Source organism: Streptomyces sp. NPDC050610 (assembly GCF_040654875.1).
Taxonomy (GTDB): Bacteria; Actinomycetota; Actinomycetes; order Streptomycetales; family Streptomycetaceae; genus Streptomyces.
This window is the reverse complement of the sequence record NZ_JBFAIV010000004.1, coordinates 74393-89559: the sequence shown is the minus strand read 5'-3', so window position 1 is coordinate 89559 and position 15167 is coordinate 74393. Positions and strand designations below refer to the sequence as shown.

Sequence of the window (15167 nt, the reverse complement as noted above, 5' to 3'; positions counted from 1 at the left end):
CCAAGGCCGCAATGCCCCCGAAACACACAGGCCACGGACCCGCCCCGGCCCACCCCGGGCAGGTGATCGAGCACCCCCGAAGGTTTGCTATTGTTTTCCATGTCGGAACGGCCACGGGCCAGCCGACAGACACCTTGTCCGGGTGGCGGAATGGCAGACGCGCTAGCTTGAGGTGCTAGTGCCCTTTATCGGGCGTGGGGGTTCAAGTCCCCCCTCGGACACCAGCTTGAAACCCCTGTTGATCAGGGGTTTTCTGCGTTTCTGGGCTCTTCCTCCGCCTGGAGAATGCGCCTGTCAGGGACGCGGGGCCTTCTCGCCGTGAACGGCCGTGTATTCAGCGGCGAGCCAGGGGCCCAGGTCGTCGATGAGCATCCCGAGCACGGCCGGGTCGGGTGAGGGCACTCGGCCGATGGACGCTGCGGTGCGCATCCGCTCAGCGCGCTCGGGATAGTAGCGGCCGAAGAGTTCGGCGGACTGGTCGAGGTCGCTGGTCCAGCCGCCCCATCGAGGCATGATCAGAGTGAATCCGGTACGCACGGTGCGGCGGCCGACGAGGCGGCTGAGGCGTCGGCGATCGGCTTCCGTGGCGGCTTGGGCGGCTGCGGCGGCTTTGGCGCGCCAGTGTGGGAGGACGCGGGCGAGGTCGCCGTTGGTTTCGCGTGCGAGTAGGGATGTGGGGCGGTATCGGGGCAGTTGTGCTGCGAGGTCGGGGCCGAGCAGCGGGGTGCAGAGGCAGGCGAGGAAGAATCCGGCATCGTGACGTTCGAGCTCGCTGAGCAGATTCCCCACGCTCGCCAGCAGGATTCCGACGCCCTCGATCTGGGGGAAGTCCCGGTCGAGCGCGGCCCCGATCGCTTTGGCGTCGGCGTGGTCGGCTTCGGTGGGCTCGTCGTGGAGGGCGATTTGGAGGTCGAGGTCGGAGACTCCGGGGGTGGCGGTGCCGCGGGGGATGCTGCCGTAGAGGTAGGCGCTGTGCAGGCGCGTTGAGCCGAACGTCTCGGCGATATGGGAGCGCGCGGCGTCGACCACGGGGATGAATGCCGGCTGCACCCGGTCCAGGGCGCCTTCGCGTGCGATCGTTCCGTCGTGGTCCAGGCCTCGTACGTCCATTGGGTCACTGTGCCTTGTGCTGTCGCGTGCCGCCGAGCGGTTTTCCGGAGGCCGCCAGGGGGCGGTGACGCTGAGACCTGCCTTGTGCTCCAACCCGAGGTTGGTTCGTCGGCTCGGGGAACTTAAGACTCGCCTCCACCGTGGGTTATGTATGTGAACTCGCTGTTACCGGGCACCCTCGCGCCTTTGATCCGATGTTTGTGGCGTCGGAAGGCTTCCGGTACCGGCGAGTCGGCTGCACTATGCAGGGTGGGTTCAAGTAGGGGAACCAGTAGCACATACGTGACTGGAGGCTGGGCGTATGACCGTAGCCACTACCCGACGCACCGTGCTGACCGCCGCGGCGGGGGCGGGGGCGCTGCTGGCCGTGGGGGGCTCGCCTGTCGAGGCCGCTGAGGGCGTCGTGGGGCGTCGTCGCGGGCGGCGGTTGCCGTTTCTGTTCGACATGGTGCATGCCAACCCCGGTGAGCCGATGACGGTCTCGCGCTACAACGACCCGGCCACCCTGGCCTCGTACGACTACAACGGGCAGGTCATCAACGAATTCCGGCCGCCGCACACGGCGATCACCTTCGAGACCGTCGACGAGCGGATCTTTCCGGCCGGTTCGGCGGGCCGCGCGTGGGTCGAGGACAACGCGCGGCGCGTTCAGGAGCACGTCAGCCGTGCTCATGCGGCCGGCATCGGGTCGTACTTCTTCACCGACATCATCGTGTTGCCCAAGCGGCTGGTGGAGTTGTACGGGAAGGACGTGCTGGACGAGAAGGGGCGGATCAGCCTGCACCGGCCGAAGACCGTCGAGATCCACCGGCTGATGCTGCGCGAGGTCTTCGCCCGTTTTCCCGGCATCGACGGGTTGGTCATACGTACCGGCGAGACATACCTCCAGAACGTCCCTTTTCACACCGGCAACAACCCCATCACCGAAGGGCAGTCCAGCCACGAACTGCTGATCAATCTATTGCGCGAGGAGGTGTGCGTACGGGCCGGGAAGCAGCTCTTCTACCGGACCTGGGCGACCGGCAACGACAAGTTCCGGGAAGATCCGACCTATTACCGTGCCGTCACCGACCGGATCGAACCCCACGAGCGGCTGCTGTTCTCCATCAAGCACACGGCCAGCGACTTCTGGCGGACCATTCCCTTCAACCGGACCCTGGGCGTCGGGCGGCACCGGCAGATCGTCGAGGTGGAGTGCGCGCGGGAGTACGAGGCCAAGGGGGCCTGCCCCGACTATGTGGGCGACGGCGTCATCAACGGCTTCGAGGAGTACGCCACCGGGGCCGGCCCCCGCGGGCTCGCCGACCTCGCCGCGAACCCGCTGCTGGCGGGGGTGTGGACCTGGTCCCGCGGCGGCGGCTGGCGCGGTCCGTACATCTCGAACGAGCTGTGGTGCGACCTCAACATGTGGGTGCTGGCCCACTGGGCGCGGGACACCGGGCGGGGGGAGGCCGGAGCCTTCGCGGCGTACGCGCGGCGGATCGGGCTGCGCGGCGACGCGGCCATCCGCTTTCGGCGGCTGGCCCTGCTCTCGGCTGCCGGGACGCTCCGCGGGCACTACAGCGCCCGTACCCCCGTGCCCAATATGACGTGGACCCGCGATCAGTACCTCGGGGGGTCGGACAAGGATCTCGCCGGGCATTTCAAGGCGCTGGTCGGGGGCGGGCTGGTGGAGACGGCGCTTGCGGAGAAGGCGCATGCGGCCCGTATCTGGCGGGAGATCGTCGAACTGGCCGACTGGTTGCCGTTGCGGGATCGGGAAGATCGGGCGTACGTGCGGGTCTCCGCTCGTTATGGCCTCTGCCTCTATTCGGTTATCCATCATGGGTGGCAGGTGATGTTGCGGGGCTTCGCCGGGGAGCGGAGCCGGGTGATGGGCAGTCATATGCGGGCCTATGACGCGGCTTGGCGGGAGTGGGGGCGGCTTGCTGATCGCCATGCGTCTTGCGCTTCGCTTTATCAGCCTCTTGGGTTCGGCAAGAAGGATGCCGATGGGGTTTACGGGGCTGATCCTGATCATGGGATGGGGCCGTCCGTGGATCGGTACCGAGGGGTGCTGGCTCGGTGACGGTGGCTCTGCCCGGGCTTTTCTTTCCCCACCCCGCCCCTTCCCGTAACCGGGGCGCCGCCCCTGGACCCCGGTCCTCAATCGCCGGACGGGCTGAGTGGGATGGAACCTTGGCTTCGCCGAAGCCTTTGCCCTCAAACGCCGGGCGGGCTGGGTGAGGCGGGACCTTGGCGGCGCTGAAACCCCTGCCCTCAAACGCCGGGCGGGCTGGGCCTCAAACGTCTTATGCGCTGGTGGGGCGGAACCTTGGGGCCGCTGAATCCCTGTCCTCAACGCCGGACTGGCTGAGTGAGGGCTCGTCGAGCGGGCTTAATTGGCCCGGGTGTCTGGGCTCCAGCTGCTGATCGTACTTCGACAATCGGAGGTACAACCTGTGCACAGATACGGAATTCCTCGGAGAGCTCTGCTGGCGTCTGCTGCCGGTGTCGGGGCGGCTGTCGCGTTGGGTGGGGTGTCCTCGCCTGCTTTCGCGGGGGATCGACGGCATCGCCGGCCCTACGAGCCCACGCCCGAGTCGCTGGCGCGGCATCCGGCCGCCCGGTGGTTTCGGGAGGGGAAGTTCGGGATCTTCATTCACTGGGGGGCTTACGCGGTTCCGCATTGGGGGGACGATGCGTGGAGTTCCGAGTGGTATCTCTATGCCATGAACGCCTACGCCAAGGGGGGTGTGTATGAGCATCACCGGGCTACGTACGGGCAGGATTTCCCCTATGACGCGTTCCTCTCGCGGTTTCGCGCCGAGCGGTTCGACCCGCATTCCTGGGTGCGGCTGTTCGAGCGGGCGGGGGCGCGGTATTTCGTGCTCACATCCAAGCATCACGACGGGTTCCAGCTCTTCCCCAATTCCGCTTCCAACCGCAACTCGGCGCTGATCGGGCCCCGGCGCGATCTGGTCGGGGAGCTGTTCCGGGCGGCGCGGGGGACGGGGCTGAAGCGGGGGCTGTATTACTCGCTCGGTGAGTTCTACAACCCGGCGCTGGGCACGGCTCCGATCAATCCGTATACGCGCGAGCCGGTTCCGTACACCGGGTACAAGCCGGTGAGCGACTACGTCGAGGAGTACGAGCACGTCCACTTGCGGACACTCATCAGCCGCTATGACCCCGACATTCTGTGGGGCGACGGGCACGGGAGCCACAACTTCGCGGGCGGTGCGGGGCATATCTTCCGGCCGGAGCGGTGGGACTGGCGCAGCGACGAGATCCTCGCGGATTACTACAACCACGCCGAGGAACGGGCCCGGCCGAAGGAGGTGATGGTCAACGACCGGTTCATCGCCTCGCACGCCGACTACACGGGGATCGAGGGCGACAAGCCGTCGTACGCGCTGCGGGCCGCGCCCTGGGAGGCGTGTCTGACCATGAGTCGGTCGTGGGGGTACATGGACCCGACGTACAAGATCAAGTCCAGTGAGAAGCTGGTCCAGTTGCTCGTCGACATCGTCTCCAAGAACGGCAATCTGCTGCTCAACATCGGTCCGCGGGCCGACGGCACCATTCCCGACTGGCAACGTGAGCGGCTGCTGGCGATCGGTGAGTGGCTCGACGTCAACGGACGGGCTATATACGAGTCCCGGCCCTGGCGGCGGGCGGAGGACGGGCCGCTGCGCTACACCGTCGGCGACGACGGCCGCTTCAACATCATCACGCTGACCAGGCCGGGCCCGCGGCTGACCGTCCCCGCCGATCTGCCGGTGCGCGACGGCGACCGCATCCGGCTGCTCGGCCACCCGGCGCACCGGCTCCGCTGGTCGCGCACCGCGGACGGGATCGAGATCGTGCTGCCCGCCGCCAGGCCACATGGACCGGACGAGGTGTATCCGATGGTGTTCTCCGTCTCGAACGGCGGCCGCTCATGATCGCCGCGTCCCGCGAACGCCGCCTCTCTGTACGGGCGTTGGTCGCCGTCGTCACCACGCTGCTGCTCGCCGCAGCCCTCGCGCACGGGCTCCCCGCCGCATCCGCCACCGCCGCTGAGAACGCCCGTTCCGCCACAGACCGGTCTGCCGAAGCCCGTTCCGCCACAGCCCGTTCCCAGCGCTGGGTAGGCGGCTGGGGTACCGCCATGACTCCCCCGGGCCTCTCCGGCTACTCGGCGACCGGCTTCGCCGACCGTACGCTCCGCATGGTGGAGCGGCTGACCGCGGGCGGGAGCGCGGTGCGGCTCCGGCTGTCCAACGCGTACGGGACCTCGCCGCTCGACCTCGGCGCGGTGACCGTCGCCCGGCGGGCGAAGGGCGCGGCCGTCGAGCCCGGCAGCAGCCGCACGGTCCGCTTCGGCGGGCAGCGCTCCACGACGGTCCCGGCCGGGGCCGAGGCCGTCAGCGACCCCGTCCCCCTTTCCACGAAGGCCGATACGGACCTGGTCGTCAGCGTCCACCTGCCGACCGCCACGGGCCCGACCACCTGGCACCCGTGGGCCAAGCAGACCAACTACCTCTCCGGGACTGGGGCCGGGGACCACACCGGGGATGTGTCCGGGGCGGCGTTCGGGGAGAAGACGACCTCCTGGTTCTTCCTGGACGGCGTGGACGTTCTCGCGCACCGCGCCAAGGGCACGGTGGTGGCGTTCGGCGACTCCATCACCGAGGGCGGGGTCACCGCGAACGACAGCAACCGGCGCTGGACCGACGAGCTGGGCCGCCGACTCGCCGCGCGCCCCGGCGGGCAGCGGCTCTCCGTCGTCAACAAGGGAATCGGCGGCAACCGCGTGCTCACCGATGCCGGAACGCAGGGGCAGGGCAACCGCAACCTCGGAAACAGCGCCGAGTCCCGGTTCGCCCGTGACGCGCTGGAGCAGACGCGGGTCAGCGACATCATCGTGCTGGAGGGCACCAACGACCTCGGCAGCGACGCCGGAGTACACCCCGGCACCCCGCTCACCGCGGACCAGCTCATCGCCGGGCTGGGCCGGCTGGCGCAGCGCGCGCACGCCGCCGGACTGCGCGTCCACGGCGGGACCATCACGCCCAACGGGAAGCTGACCGCGCGCGGGGAGCGGATGCGCGAGGACGTCAACCGCTGGATTCGCACCAGCGGCGCGTTCGACACCGTCGTCGACTTCGACGCGGCGCTGCGGGACCCGGCCGACCCGCACCGCATGCTCCCCGCGTACGACGGCGGCGACACCGTGCACCCCAATGACGCGGGGCTGCGGGTGATGGCGCGCACCGTCGATCTTTCGGCGCTGGGTCGCGGCTGACAACGGCCCGCGGCCGACGGCCGACGGCGTTCAGCCCCGACCTCGTCGCAGGCCCGACCTTGTTGCAGGCCCGACCGCCGTACGGGCCGGAGCGCGCGCCCCGGCCCGTACGGCACGTCATCCCGGCCTGTACGTCACCTCGCCCCAGCCGTACCCCACGCGGTCCCCGCTCAGGCGCCAGCCGCCTCCGGCGCGGCGTCCGGGTCGAGGACGACCTCGCGCGTGATGCCGATCTCCTTCAGGAACGGCCGGTCGTGGCTGGCGACGATCAGCGCCCCCTCGTACGACTCCAGCGCGCTGACGAGCTGCCGGACGCTCGCCATGTCCAGGTTGTTGGTCGGCTCGTCGAGCAGGAGGAGCTGTGGGGCGGGTTCGGCCAGCATCAGGGCGGCCAGCGTCGCCCGGAAGCGTTCGCCGCCGGAGAGGGTGCCCGCCCGCTGGTCCGCGCGGGCGCCCTTGAAGAGGAAGTGGGCGAGGCGGGCGCGGACGCGGTTGTTGGTGGCGCCGGGCGCGAAGCGGGCCACGTTCTCGGCGACGGTCAGGTCGTCGTCGAGGACGTCGAGCCGCTGCGGCAGGTAGCGCAGCGGTACGTGCGTACGCACCTCGCCCGACACCGCCGGGATCTGACCGGTGACGGTGCGCAGCAGCGTGGTCTTTCCGGCGCCGTTGGAGCCGAGGAGCGCGATCCTTTCGGGGCCGCGGATGTCCAGGTGGGCGCGGGCTCCGTTGCGTACCTCCAGTGAGTCGAGGGTCAGGACGCCGCGGCCGGGCGGCACGGCGGTGTAGGGCAGTTCGACGCGGATCTCGTCGTCGTCGCGGACGGCTTCGACGGCCTCGTCGAGGCGGTCCCTGGCCTCCTTGAGTTTCTCGGTGTGCATGATGCGGTGCTTGCCCGCGGAGACCTGGGCCTCGCGCTTGCGCTCGTTCATGACGACCTTCGGTTCGCGCTTGTTCTCGTTCATCTTCTTGCCGTAGCGGACCCGGCGGGCCAGCTTGACGTGGGCGTCGGTCAGTTCCCGCCGCTGCCGCTTCACGTCGGCCTCGGCGACGCGCACCATGCGCTCGGCGGCCTCCTGCTCGGCCGCCAGCGCCTGCTCGTAAGCGGAGAGGTTGCCGCCGTACCAGTGGACCTCGCCGCCGCGCAGGTCGGCGATCCGGTCGACCAGTTCGAGCAGTTCGCGGTCGTGGCTGACCACCACCATGACGCCGGACCAGGCGGTGACGGCGTCGTACAGGTGCTGCCGGGCGCGCAGGTCGAGGTTGTTGGTGGGCTCGTCGAGGAGCAGCACGTCGGGGCGGCTGATCAGCAGGGCCGCGAGCCGCAGCAGCACGGACTCGCCGCCGGAGAGCACGCCGGTGGTGCGGTCGAGGCCGATGCCGTCCAGGCCGAGCCGGTCGAGTGCGGCGCGGGCGCGTTCCTCGACGTCCCAGTCGTCGCCGACGGCGGTGAAGTGCTCCTCGCTCGCGTCGCCGTTCTCGATGGCGTGCAGCGCGGCGCGGGTCTTGTCGATGCCGAGGGCCTCGTCGACGCGGAGCGTGGTGTCGAGGGTGAGGTTCTGCGGCAGGTAGCCGATCCGCCCGGTGACGCGCACGGTTCCGGCGCTCGGGGTCAGTTCCCCGGCGATCAGCTTCAACAGGGTCGACTTCCCTGCCCCGTTGAGGCCGATGAGTCCGGTGCGGCCGGGGCCGACGGCGAGCTGGAAGTCTTCCAGTACGGGCGTGCCGTCGGGCCAGGCGAAGTCGAGTCCGGTGCAGGTGACGGACGCCGCCGAAGGGGGCGTATGAGACATAAGGGGTCTCCGTGGTGCTCAAGAAGGAAAGGGATGGGCACAACACGTGGAGACACCACGAGGGTGGTGGAGGCGGCTCTGTGCCGAGGTCGCACGCACACGTCCGCGCGCCGGGAGGCGCGATCGGTCGCGGTGTCTCATGACCTCAGTAGAGCAACGGCCTTCTCCCATCAACGGCGACAACGTCCGGCACTGGCAGAACGTCCGGCACTGACGGTAAGAGAGCGGGCGCGCGCCCCGCAAGGGGTTTTTCGCGTGCGGCGCACACCCCGATCATGCGGCCCGCCGGTGCGTATCATCTGCGGGATGACCTCGAACAACGCGCGCCGCTCGGCGCCCGCCGCGGGATCGTGCCGGATCACGGTGTGCCGCGGCTGCTGCTGCGGCGACCCGCGCAAGGTGCCCGGCGTCGACCACGCGGGGCAGCTGGCCCGGCTGCGCGCGGCGCTCGACGGAGCGGCGCCCGTACGGGCCTCGGAGTGCCTGGACGTCTGCGAACAGGCCAACGTCATGGTGGTGCAGCCCTCGCCCGCGGGGCGGGCCGCGGGCGGCCGGCCGGTCTGGCTGGGGCTGGTCAACGACGACGGGGCGCTCGCGGACATCGCGGCGTGGGTACGGGCCGGGGGGCCGGGGGTCGCGGAGCCGCCGGGGGTGCTCGATCTGTACGGGTTCACGGTCTCGCGGCGGGTCGGCAAAGCGCTGGAGGACTGACCGGCGGCCGGCAGGCGAGGCGCCGGAGGACTGACCGGCGGCCGGCAGAGTGCTGGGGAGAGGGGGCCACGCCGTGTCCTCGGCTGTCGTGGATCGTCGTGGGAAGGGAGCGCGGTACGGGAGCGGGCACACCCCACCACGTCCTTCGACCGACCGCGCGGCTCTGGGCGTGGTCGACTCTGCGTAGGGTTCCCCCATGACGATGTTTGACGAGCTGCCCCCCTTCGAGCTGGCGTTTCCGGGGCCCCTGCGCGACCAGTTGGTCGCGGCCGTGCTCCGCGGCGCGAAGACCTCGACCACCGGCCTGGTGCGGGAGTACGAGCTCGCCGGCGATCCGCTGCCCGTCGTAGGAGAGCGGTCCGCCGTGATCGACTCGGCCGGGCTGCCGGTCGCGGTGATAGAGGTGACCGAGGTACGCGTCGTACCACTGGGCGAGATCGACGAGGCGCACGTGCGCGACGAGGGCGAGGGCCATGAGACCGTCGCCGCGTGGCGTGCGGACCATGAGGGCTTCTGGCACAGCCCGCAGCTGCGGGAGGCGCTCGGCGACCCGCACTTCACCGTGGAGGACGGTACGCCGGTGGTCGCGTGCCGGTTCATGGTCGTCGAGTGCGGGCGGGTGCCGGTCGAGAACGGCGAGTTGTACTACGAGGCCGCGGGCAGCGGCCCGGCGCTGGTGCTGCTGCACGGCGGGATGCTCGATCTGGGCATGTGGGACGAGCAGTTCACCCGGCTCGCGCGGTCGGGGCGGCGCGTCATCCGCTACGACACCCGGGGGCACGGCCGCTCCTCGGTGAGCGACGGCGACTGGTCCGACCACGACGACCTGTACGCGCTCCTGGACCAGCTGCGCGTCGTACGGGCCACCCTCGTCGGGCACTCCTCGGGCGCCCGGATCGCGGTGGACACGGCGATCGCGCACCCCGGCGTCGTGGCGGCGCTGGTGCTCCTCGCACCGGGGCTCAGCGGCAGCGAGGTCACCGACCCCTACATCCAGGAGCACCTCCAGGGGCAGGAGAAGTGCTTCGGAGCGCCGGACGGCGCGGAGCGCTTCGTCGAGCACTACCTGCGGATGTGGGTGGACGGCCCGTACCGCGAACCGGAGTCGGTGGACCCGGTGTTGCGCGAACGGATATGGGCCTCGGCCACCGCGAACGTGACGGCCAACGTCGCCACCCCGACCCTGGGCCGGGCGATCGAGGCCCAGGCCCTGGAGCGGCTGCACGAGATCCAGGTGCCGACGGTGGCCCTGGTCGGCGAGTTGGACAGCGGCGACATCGCGGGCAACCTCGCGGACATCGTCTCGGTCGTGCCCGGCGCGCGGGCCGTGGTGGTGCCGGACGCCGGGCATCTGGTGAACCTGGAGGGGCGGGCGTCCTTCGAGCAGTCGCTCGACGCGTTCCTGCGGGCGCACCCCTGGGTGTAGCCGGACGCCCATGTCAGTCGGCGGGGCAGTGGCCTGGTTAAGCCGGACGCCCCCGTCAGTCGGCTTGGCAGTGGCAGTGGCCCGGTGCGCCCGGCCCCCGTCAGTCGGCGTGGCAGTGGCCGCCCCCGCTCTCCCTCGGCAGGTCGAGGGCGGGGTTGCGGTCGAAGAACCCGGTGGGCCGCAGGGTGAACCCGCTCTGGTCCACGGGCATGACCGGCCACTCCTCGGGCCGGGGCAGATGGGTGGGGCCGAAGGTGTGCCAGAGGGTGAGTTCGGTGTTCTCCAGCGACTCGTCGCCGACGGCCCAGGCCGGCAGCCCCGCGCCGCCGGGGTGCTGGTTGGGGTGGTCGCCCGCCGGATAGCGGCGGTCCGTACGGTGCCGGGTGACCCACAGGTGCTTCGTCCCGTACGCCATGCGCCGGGCGACGGCGGAGCCGGGCCGCGCGAGGAGCACCGGTCCGGGCTGCGGCACGAGGGTGTACGCGACGGGGCGGCCCATGCGGTTGAGCGAGCCCGGGTTGGTGATCTGCCAGCGCCTGCCGAGCGCGGGGTCCGCGAGCCGCCCGCCGTCCCCGGCGGCGGCGATCGGGGTCGTACGGGCGGTGAAGGCGTTGCCCGCCGGGTTGTCGGGGCCCGCCGGCACCGGCACGACGTCGACCTCCTCGACGGTGTTGGCGGGTCCGTCGACGGCGGCGTCGAGCCGTACGCAGAACAGGTGCTGGTGGTACGGGGCCAGCAGGCCCGGCGCGACCTCGATGCCGTGCGGCGAGCCCGCGCCGGGCTCGACGGCCGCGGTCTGCACGATGCCGGTGGATTTGGCCTCGAAGCCGATGGAGCCGTCCTGGTGGAAGTACCAGTAGAAGCCGTAGTCGTAGTTGCCGACGGTCGCGATGAAGGAGACCACGAGGCGGCGGGCGCGGCGGCTCTCGACGGCGTCGCCGTTGAAGCTGTCGGTGTGCTTCCAGAGCAGCCCGAAGTCCTCTTCGTGCACGCAGACGGCGTTCGGCAGGGTCCGCGGCGCGCCGAGGTCGTCGGCGAGCACGGCGTCGAGGTAGCGGATCTCGCCGAGGCAGTCGCAGCCGAGGCGCAGCGCGTTGGCGCTCCGGCCCAGCGAGTACTCCCCCGAGTCGAGGAACGCCACCCAGTTGCGGCCCTCCTCCGCCTCCCCGTACGCGACGGCCATCTCGGCGAGCGAGGCGCGGTGCAGCACGGACCGCTCGCGGTCGCCGTCGCGGTACGCGATCCGGTGCAGGACCAGGCCTTCGCGGGCGTTGAAGTCGACGTGGAAGGACCAGTTCTGCCAGCTGAGCCGGTGGCCGTCGAGGGTGAACGAGGGGCCCTCGGGCTGGGTGATCTCCAGTGGGCGCAGGCCGGTGCGGGCGGGCCCGGTGAACTCGGCCTCGTAGCGCCCGCATTCGGCCGGAACGGGCACCGGTCCGGTGTCGGTGAGCCGCACGACGCGCCGCTCCACGACGTCCACGTCGGCGACCAGGCCGCCCACCGGATGCGCCCACGCGCTGTCGTCCGGCGTGCAGCGCAGCCAGGTCAGCGAGCGCATCAGACGGCGGCCGGGCCGCCCGTCCTCGACGAGGGCGCCGGCGGACAGCGGCGCGCAGATCGCCAGTTCCAGCGCGTCCGGCGCGGTGACGCCGCGTTCGGCCATCGCCTTGCGCCAGCCGGGGTCGGCCTTGACGACCTCGTCGACGATTCCGTACTCCTCGACGGTGACGGCCGCCTGGCCCTCCGTGGCCGCGTCCAGCTCGCGGTAGGAGAGGAGCGCCCCGGCGGTGACGTCGACGACGGCCTCGGCGCTCACGCCGGTCGCGGAGTCCAGGAGTGAGATCCGCAGCCGGCGGGTGACCGGGTCGCCCGCGCGGTGCGCCGCGGCCGTCCGCCGATCGGGCTCGTCGAGCAGGACGAGGGGGAAGCGGGTGGCGGCCCCGGCCTTGCCGGCCTCGCCGAGCACGCGCCGGGCGGCGGTGATCTCCTCGGCCGTGAGCGGATCGAGCGGGTGCGGGGCGGCCGGGGGCTGGTCGGCTGGGCGCGGAGTGGCCTGGGACGGGGCGAGCGGCTGCGGGTCGAGCGGATTCTGGGCGGCCGCCGCGGGGTCCGGGTGACGCCACGTCATGGGAGCTCCTTCGGTTCGTCCTGACGGCTTGGGAGGTGGTGCGGCTGGGCCGGGGGCAGGTCGGGTTCACCGGGCCCCACCCGATTCACTTGAAGGCGGTTCTCGCGTGCTTCGGAGCGTCGGCCGCCTTCTCCAATTGGAACGCCTCGTTGCCCAGTCCGATACGGGCGTGCAGCGCTGGGCGTACGGACTTCAGTACGAGCCCGTAGACGATCCCGGCGACCGCGGCGGCCCCGATGATGCCCGGCAGCATCCAGCTCAGCGCCGAGCCGGGGTTGGCGCCCAGCAGGACGCCGAAGTCCTTGACCGTGAAGGCGGCGATGATCAGCAGTGCGAGGGCCGCGACGGCGGAGGCCAGCAGCCGCCACGCCTGGGCGCGGCCCGCGCCGCGCCGTACGAAGAAGGCGATGACGGCGACCGACGCGGTGGCCATCAGCACGATGATGCCGAGCGCGCCGATGTTGCCCATCCAGGTGAAGAGGTGCAGTACGGGCGCGGTGGGGTCGCCGATCGGGTGGCCGTCGGTGACCGCGAAGAGCACCACGACGACCAGCGCCACCGCGCTCTGGAGCAGCGAGCCGTAGGCGGGGGCGCCGCTGGAGGCGGCGGTGCGGCCGAGGGCGGCGGGCAGCAGTCCTTCGCGGCCCATGGCGAAGGCGTAGCGGGCGACGACGTTGTGGAAGCTGAGCATCGCGGCGAACATGCCGGTGACGTAGAAGACGTGCATGACGTCGGTGAAGGCGGGGCCGTAGCGGGCCTCGGTGAGCAGGAAGAGCAGGTTGGGCCCTTCCTTCTGGGCGGTGCCGACGATCGCGGAGGGGCCGGCGGCGACCGTCAGCGCCCAGGAGCTGACGACGAAGAAGAGGGCGACGAAGCCGACGGCGAGGAACATGACCCGGGCGACGAGGACGTTGGGCCGGCTGGTCTCCTCGGCGTAGACGGGGGCCTGTTCGAAGCCGACGAAGGCGGCGATGCAGAAGCAGAGCGCGGTGCCGAGTCCGGCGCCGCTGAGGGTGGCGGGGTCGAAGGCGTGCAGCGAGACCCCTTCGCCGCCCGGCCGGGCGAAGCCGGCGATGTCGAAGGCGATGACCATCGCGCACTCGACGAGGAGCAGCACGCCGAGCACCTTGGCGTTGAGGTCGATCTTCAGCCAGCCGAGCACGGCGACGATCACGACGGCGCCGAGGGACGGTATCCACCAGGCGAGGGTCGTATCGAAGTGGCGGGCGGCGAGGTTGGAGACCTCGTAGCCGAAGATGCCGAAGACGCCGACCTGGAGGGCGCTGTAGGCGACCAGGGCCACCAGGGAGGCGGCGGTGCCGGCGGTGCCGCCGAGGCCGCGGGCGATGTAGGCGTAGAACGCGCCGGCGTTGTGGACGTGGCGGCTCATCTCGGCGTAGCCGAAGCCGAAGAGCGCGAGCACGACGCCGAGGATGACGAACAGCAGCGGCTGTCCGATCATGCCCATGACACCGAAGGTGGTGGGCATGACCCCGGCCACCACCATCAGCGGCGCGCTGGCCGCGAGTACCGACAGCAGCAGGCCCGGCATGCCCAGCCGGTCGGCGCGGAGCCGTCTGCCCTGCCCTTTGAACGTGCTGATCTCTTGCGCCGTGCCCGTAGCCATCGCGGGATGGTCCTTCCATGGGGAATTCGGGGAGCTGTCGCCGAGTCACGCTGTCACTGGGTCATGTTGTCGCTGGGTCACGTTGTCACTGAGCCGTGCTGGCGCTGGGTCACACAGAGCCGAGCGCGCTGTCGCGCGCGGCGCGGAACACCTTCTTCGGGTCTCGGTCGGGGTAGGACCACGGGGCGCGGGTGGCGTGCGGTCCGATGCGGGTGAAGAGCGCGGCGGCCTCGGCCATCCGGCCCTCCAGGAATTTGGCGTGCGCCAGGAAGTTGAGGTCCACCTTGCGCCTCGGGTGTTCCTCGGCGTCCCATTCGAGCCACCAGTCGAAGGCGGACTTCATGACCTGCCGGGCGCGGCGGGTGGTCCAGTGGCCGCTGCGGGCGGGGTCGCGGGGCTCCAGTCCGGCGCGGGCCAGCACGCGGTAGCGCTCGGCGTGGGCCACGACCGGCAGGACGGCCAGGGGCGAGTCGGCGGGGGCCTGTTCGGCGGCCCAGGAGGCGAAGTCGTAGACCTCGTGCAACGGGTCGTCCCGGCCGCCGCGCTGTTCGGCGAGGCAGGCCGCCATCAGGTGGTGCGCGTGGTGGTGGTCCCGGTGCCGGGCCCGTACCTGGTCGAAGGCGCGTACGCACTCGTCCCCCGGGCCGGTGCGGTGGGCGAGGATCTGCAGCGCCAGCCAGGGCGAGGGGTCGGCGGGGTCCATCCGGGCGGCGCTCAGGCACGCCTCGCGGGCCCGCTCGGGTCCGCCCCTGCCGCGCGCGGCCCGGAAGACGGCGGCGCAGGCGAGCAGCGCCGCGGCGTCCACGCTGTCCGGCTCGGCCAGCTGCCACTCGTGCGCCCAGGTCTGGCTGGTCTTCCCCGCGCCGAGGACGACGAGCCGGTGGCCGCGGCGGTCCCAGTCCCGCCCGGTGCGGGCGAGCAGGTCGCGGGCCTCGGGCCAGCGGCCGCGGGCGAGGGCGTCGCGGGCCGCGGCGAGGGGGGCGTCGTCGAGCGCCGGGTCGAACTCGGGACCGTCCTTGTTCCGCGGCCGGCCCAAGGGCCGTGGAGGGGTCATCGGCGGACTTCCTCCATGGCGCACGTCCCCTCCGGGCGCGGGGTCAGCGCGT

Annotated in this window: 10 protein-coding genes, 1 tRNA gene and 1 pseudogene; 7 read left to right on the top strand and 5 right to left on the bottom strand. The window is 71.3% G+C overall.

The genetic code is table 11. The features are described 5' to 3' along the window. Nucleotides 1–136: 136 nt before the first annotated feature. Nucleotides 137–224, top strand: a tRNA-Leu gene (locus tag AB0I22_RS06500). Nucleotides 225–294: 70 nt separating this feature from the next. On the opposite strand, the gene AB0I22_RS06495 is transcribed toward AB0I22_RS06500, so the two are convergent. Next, entirely contained in the window at nt 295–1110 is an 816-nt protein-coding gene (locus AB0I22_RS06495) for a nucleotidyltransferase domain-containing protein (protein ID WP_363129525.1), read from the bottom strand. Between the two features lie 301 nt (nt 1111–1411). On the opposite strand from AB0I22_RS06495, the gene AB0I22_RS06490 reads away from it, so the two are divergent. From AB0I22_RS06490 to AB0I22_RS06480, 3 genes are all read left to right on the top strand, one after another. After that, the gene (locus AB0I22_RS06490; protein WP_363129524.1) at nt 1412–3178 is read left to right on the top strand and encodes a hypothetical protein; all 1767 of its coding nucleotides are present in this window, start codon (nt 1412–1414) and stop codon (nt 3176–3178) included. 373 nt (nt 3179–3551) lie between these two features. Then, nucleotides 3552–5036 (top strand): alpha-L-fucosidase, encoded by a 1485-nt coding sequence (locus tag AB0I22_RS06485; RefSeq protein ID WP_363129523.1) that lies wholly within the window; start codon nt 3552–3554, stop codon nt 5034–5036. Beyond that, nucleotides 5033–6379, top strand: coding sequence for an SGNH/GDSL hydrolase family protein (locus AB0I22_RS06480; protein ID WP_363129522.1), 1347 nt, complete (start codon nt 5033–5035; stop codon nt 6377–6379). Before AB0I22_RS06485 ends, AB0I22_RS06480 begins: the two co-directional genes overlap by 4 nt. A 170-nt stretch (nt 6380–6549) precedes the next feature. On the opposite strand, the gene AB0I22_RS06475 is transcribed toward AB0I22_RS06480, so the two are convergent. Further along, on the bottom strand, nt 6550–8169 hold the full coding sequence (locus tag AB0I22_RS06475) for an ABC-F family ATP-binding cassette domain-containing protein (protein WP_363129521.1): 1620 nt from the start codon (nt 8167–8169) through the stop codon (nt 6550–6552). Nucleotides 8170–8475: 306 nt separating this feature from the next. Between AB0I22_RS06475 and AB0I22_RS06470 the strand changes: the two genes are divergently transcribed. The 3 genes and pseudogenes from AB0I22_RS06470 to AB0I22_RS06460 all read left to right on the top strand — a co-directional run bounded on the left by AB0I22_RS06470 (nt 8476) and on the right by AB0I22_RS06460 (nt 10306). Continuing rightward, nucleotides 8476–8880: a (2Fe-2S) ferredoxin domain-containing protein gene (locus AB0I22_RS06470; protein WP_363129520.1), complete on the top strand. Its 405-nt coding sequence runs from the start codon at nt 8476–8478 to the stop codon at nt 8878–8880. A 196-nt stretch (nt 8881–9076) separates the two neighbouring features. Continuing rightward, a pseudogene (locus AB0I22_RS06465) lies at nt 9077–9490 on the top strand (ASCH domain-containing protein); the annotation flags it as partial. Further along, the gene (locus AB0I22_RS06460; RefSeq protein ID WP_363129777.1) at nt 9479–10306 is read left to right on the top strand and encodes an alpha/beta fold hydrolase; all 828 of its coding nucleotides are present in this window, start codon (nt 9479–9481) and stop codon (nt 10304–10306) included. The pseudogene AB0I22_RS06465 and the gene AB0I22_RS06460, both read left to right, overlap by 12 nt. Before the next feature lie 100 nt (nt 10307–10406). Here AB0I22_RS06460 and AB0I22_RS06455 read toward each other — a convergent pair whose 3' ends face one another. The 3 genes from AB0I22_RS06455 to AB0I22_RS06445 form a co-directional block, all read right to left on the bottom strand. Further along, nucleotides 10407–12434, bottom strand: a complete 2028-nt coding sequence (locus AB0I22_RS06455; RefSeq protein ID WP_363129519.1) for a primary-amine oxidase — start codon at nt 12432–12434, stop codon at nt 10407–10409. Nucleotides 12435–12519: 85 nt separating this feature from the next. Further along, on the bottom strand, nt 12520–14061 hold the full coding sequence (locus AB0I22_RS06450) for an APC family permease (RefSeq protein WP_363129518.1): 1542 nt from the start codon (nt 14059–14061) through the stop codon (nt 12520–12522). Nucleotides 14062–14170: 109 nt separating this feature from the next. Beyond that, the gene (locus AB0I22_RS06445) at nt 14171–15115 is read right to left on the bottom strand and encodes a hypothetical protein (RefSeq protein WP_363129517.1); all 945 of its coding nucleotides are present in this window, start codon (nt 15113–15115) and stop codon (nt 14171–14173) included. Between the last annotated feature and the right edge of the window lie 52 nt (nt 15116–15167).

Coding starts and splice junctions, on each gene's coding strand:
- AB0I22_RS06450 (WP_363129518.1), bottom strand. CDS start 14,061: ATGGCTACGGGCACGGCGCAAGAGATCAGCACGTTCAAAGGGCAGGGC.
- AB0I22_RS06470 (WP_363129520.1), top strand. CDS start 8,476: ATGACCTCGAACAACGCGCGCCGCTCGGCGCCCGCCGCGGGATCGTGC.
- AB0I22_RS06460 (WP_363129777.1), top strand. CDS start 9,479: ATGGTCGTCGAGTGCGGGCGGGTGCCGGTCGAGAACGGCGAGTTGTAC.
- AB0I22_RS06445 (WP_363129517.1), bottom strand. CDS start 15,115: ATGACCCCTCCACGGCCCTTGGGCCGGCCGCGGAACAAGGACGGTCCC.
- AB0I22_RS06480 (WP_363129522.1), top strand. CDS start 5,033: ATGATCGCCGCGTCCCGCGAACGCCGCCTCTCTGTACGGGCGTTGGTC.
- AB0I22_RS06455 (WP_363129519.1), bottom strand. CDS start 12,434: ATGACGTGGCGTCACCCGGACCCCGCGGCGGCCGCCCAGAATCCGCTC.
- AB0I22_RS06495 (WP_363129525.1), bottom strand. CDS start 1,110: ATGGACGTACGAGGCCTGGACCACGACGGAACGATCGCACGCGAAGGC.
- AB0I22_RS06490 (WP_363129524.1), top strand. CDS start 1,412: ATGACCGTAGCCACTACCCGACGCACCGTGCTGACCGCCGCGGCGGGG.
- AB0I22_RS06475 (WP_363129521.1), bottom strand. CDS start 8,169: ATGTCTCATACGCCCCCTTCGGCGGCGTCCGTCACCTGCACCGGACTC.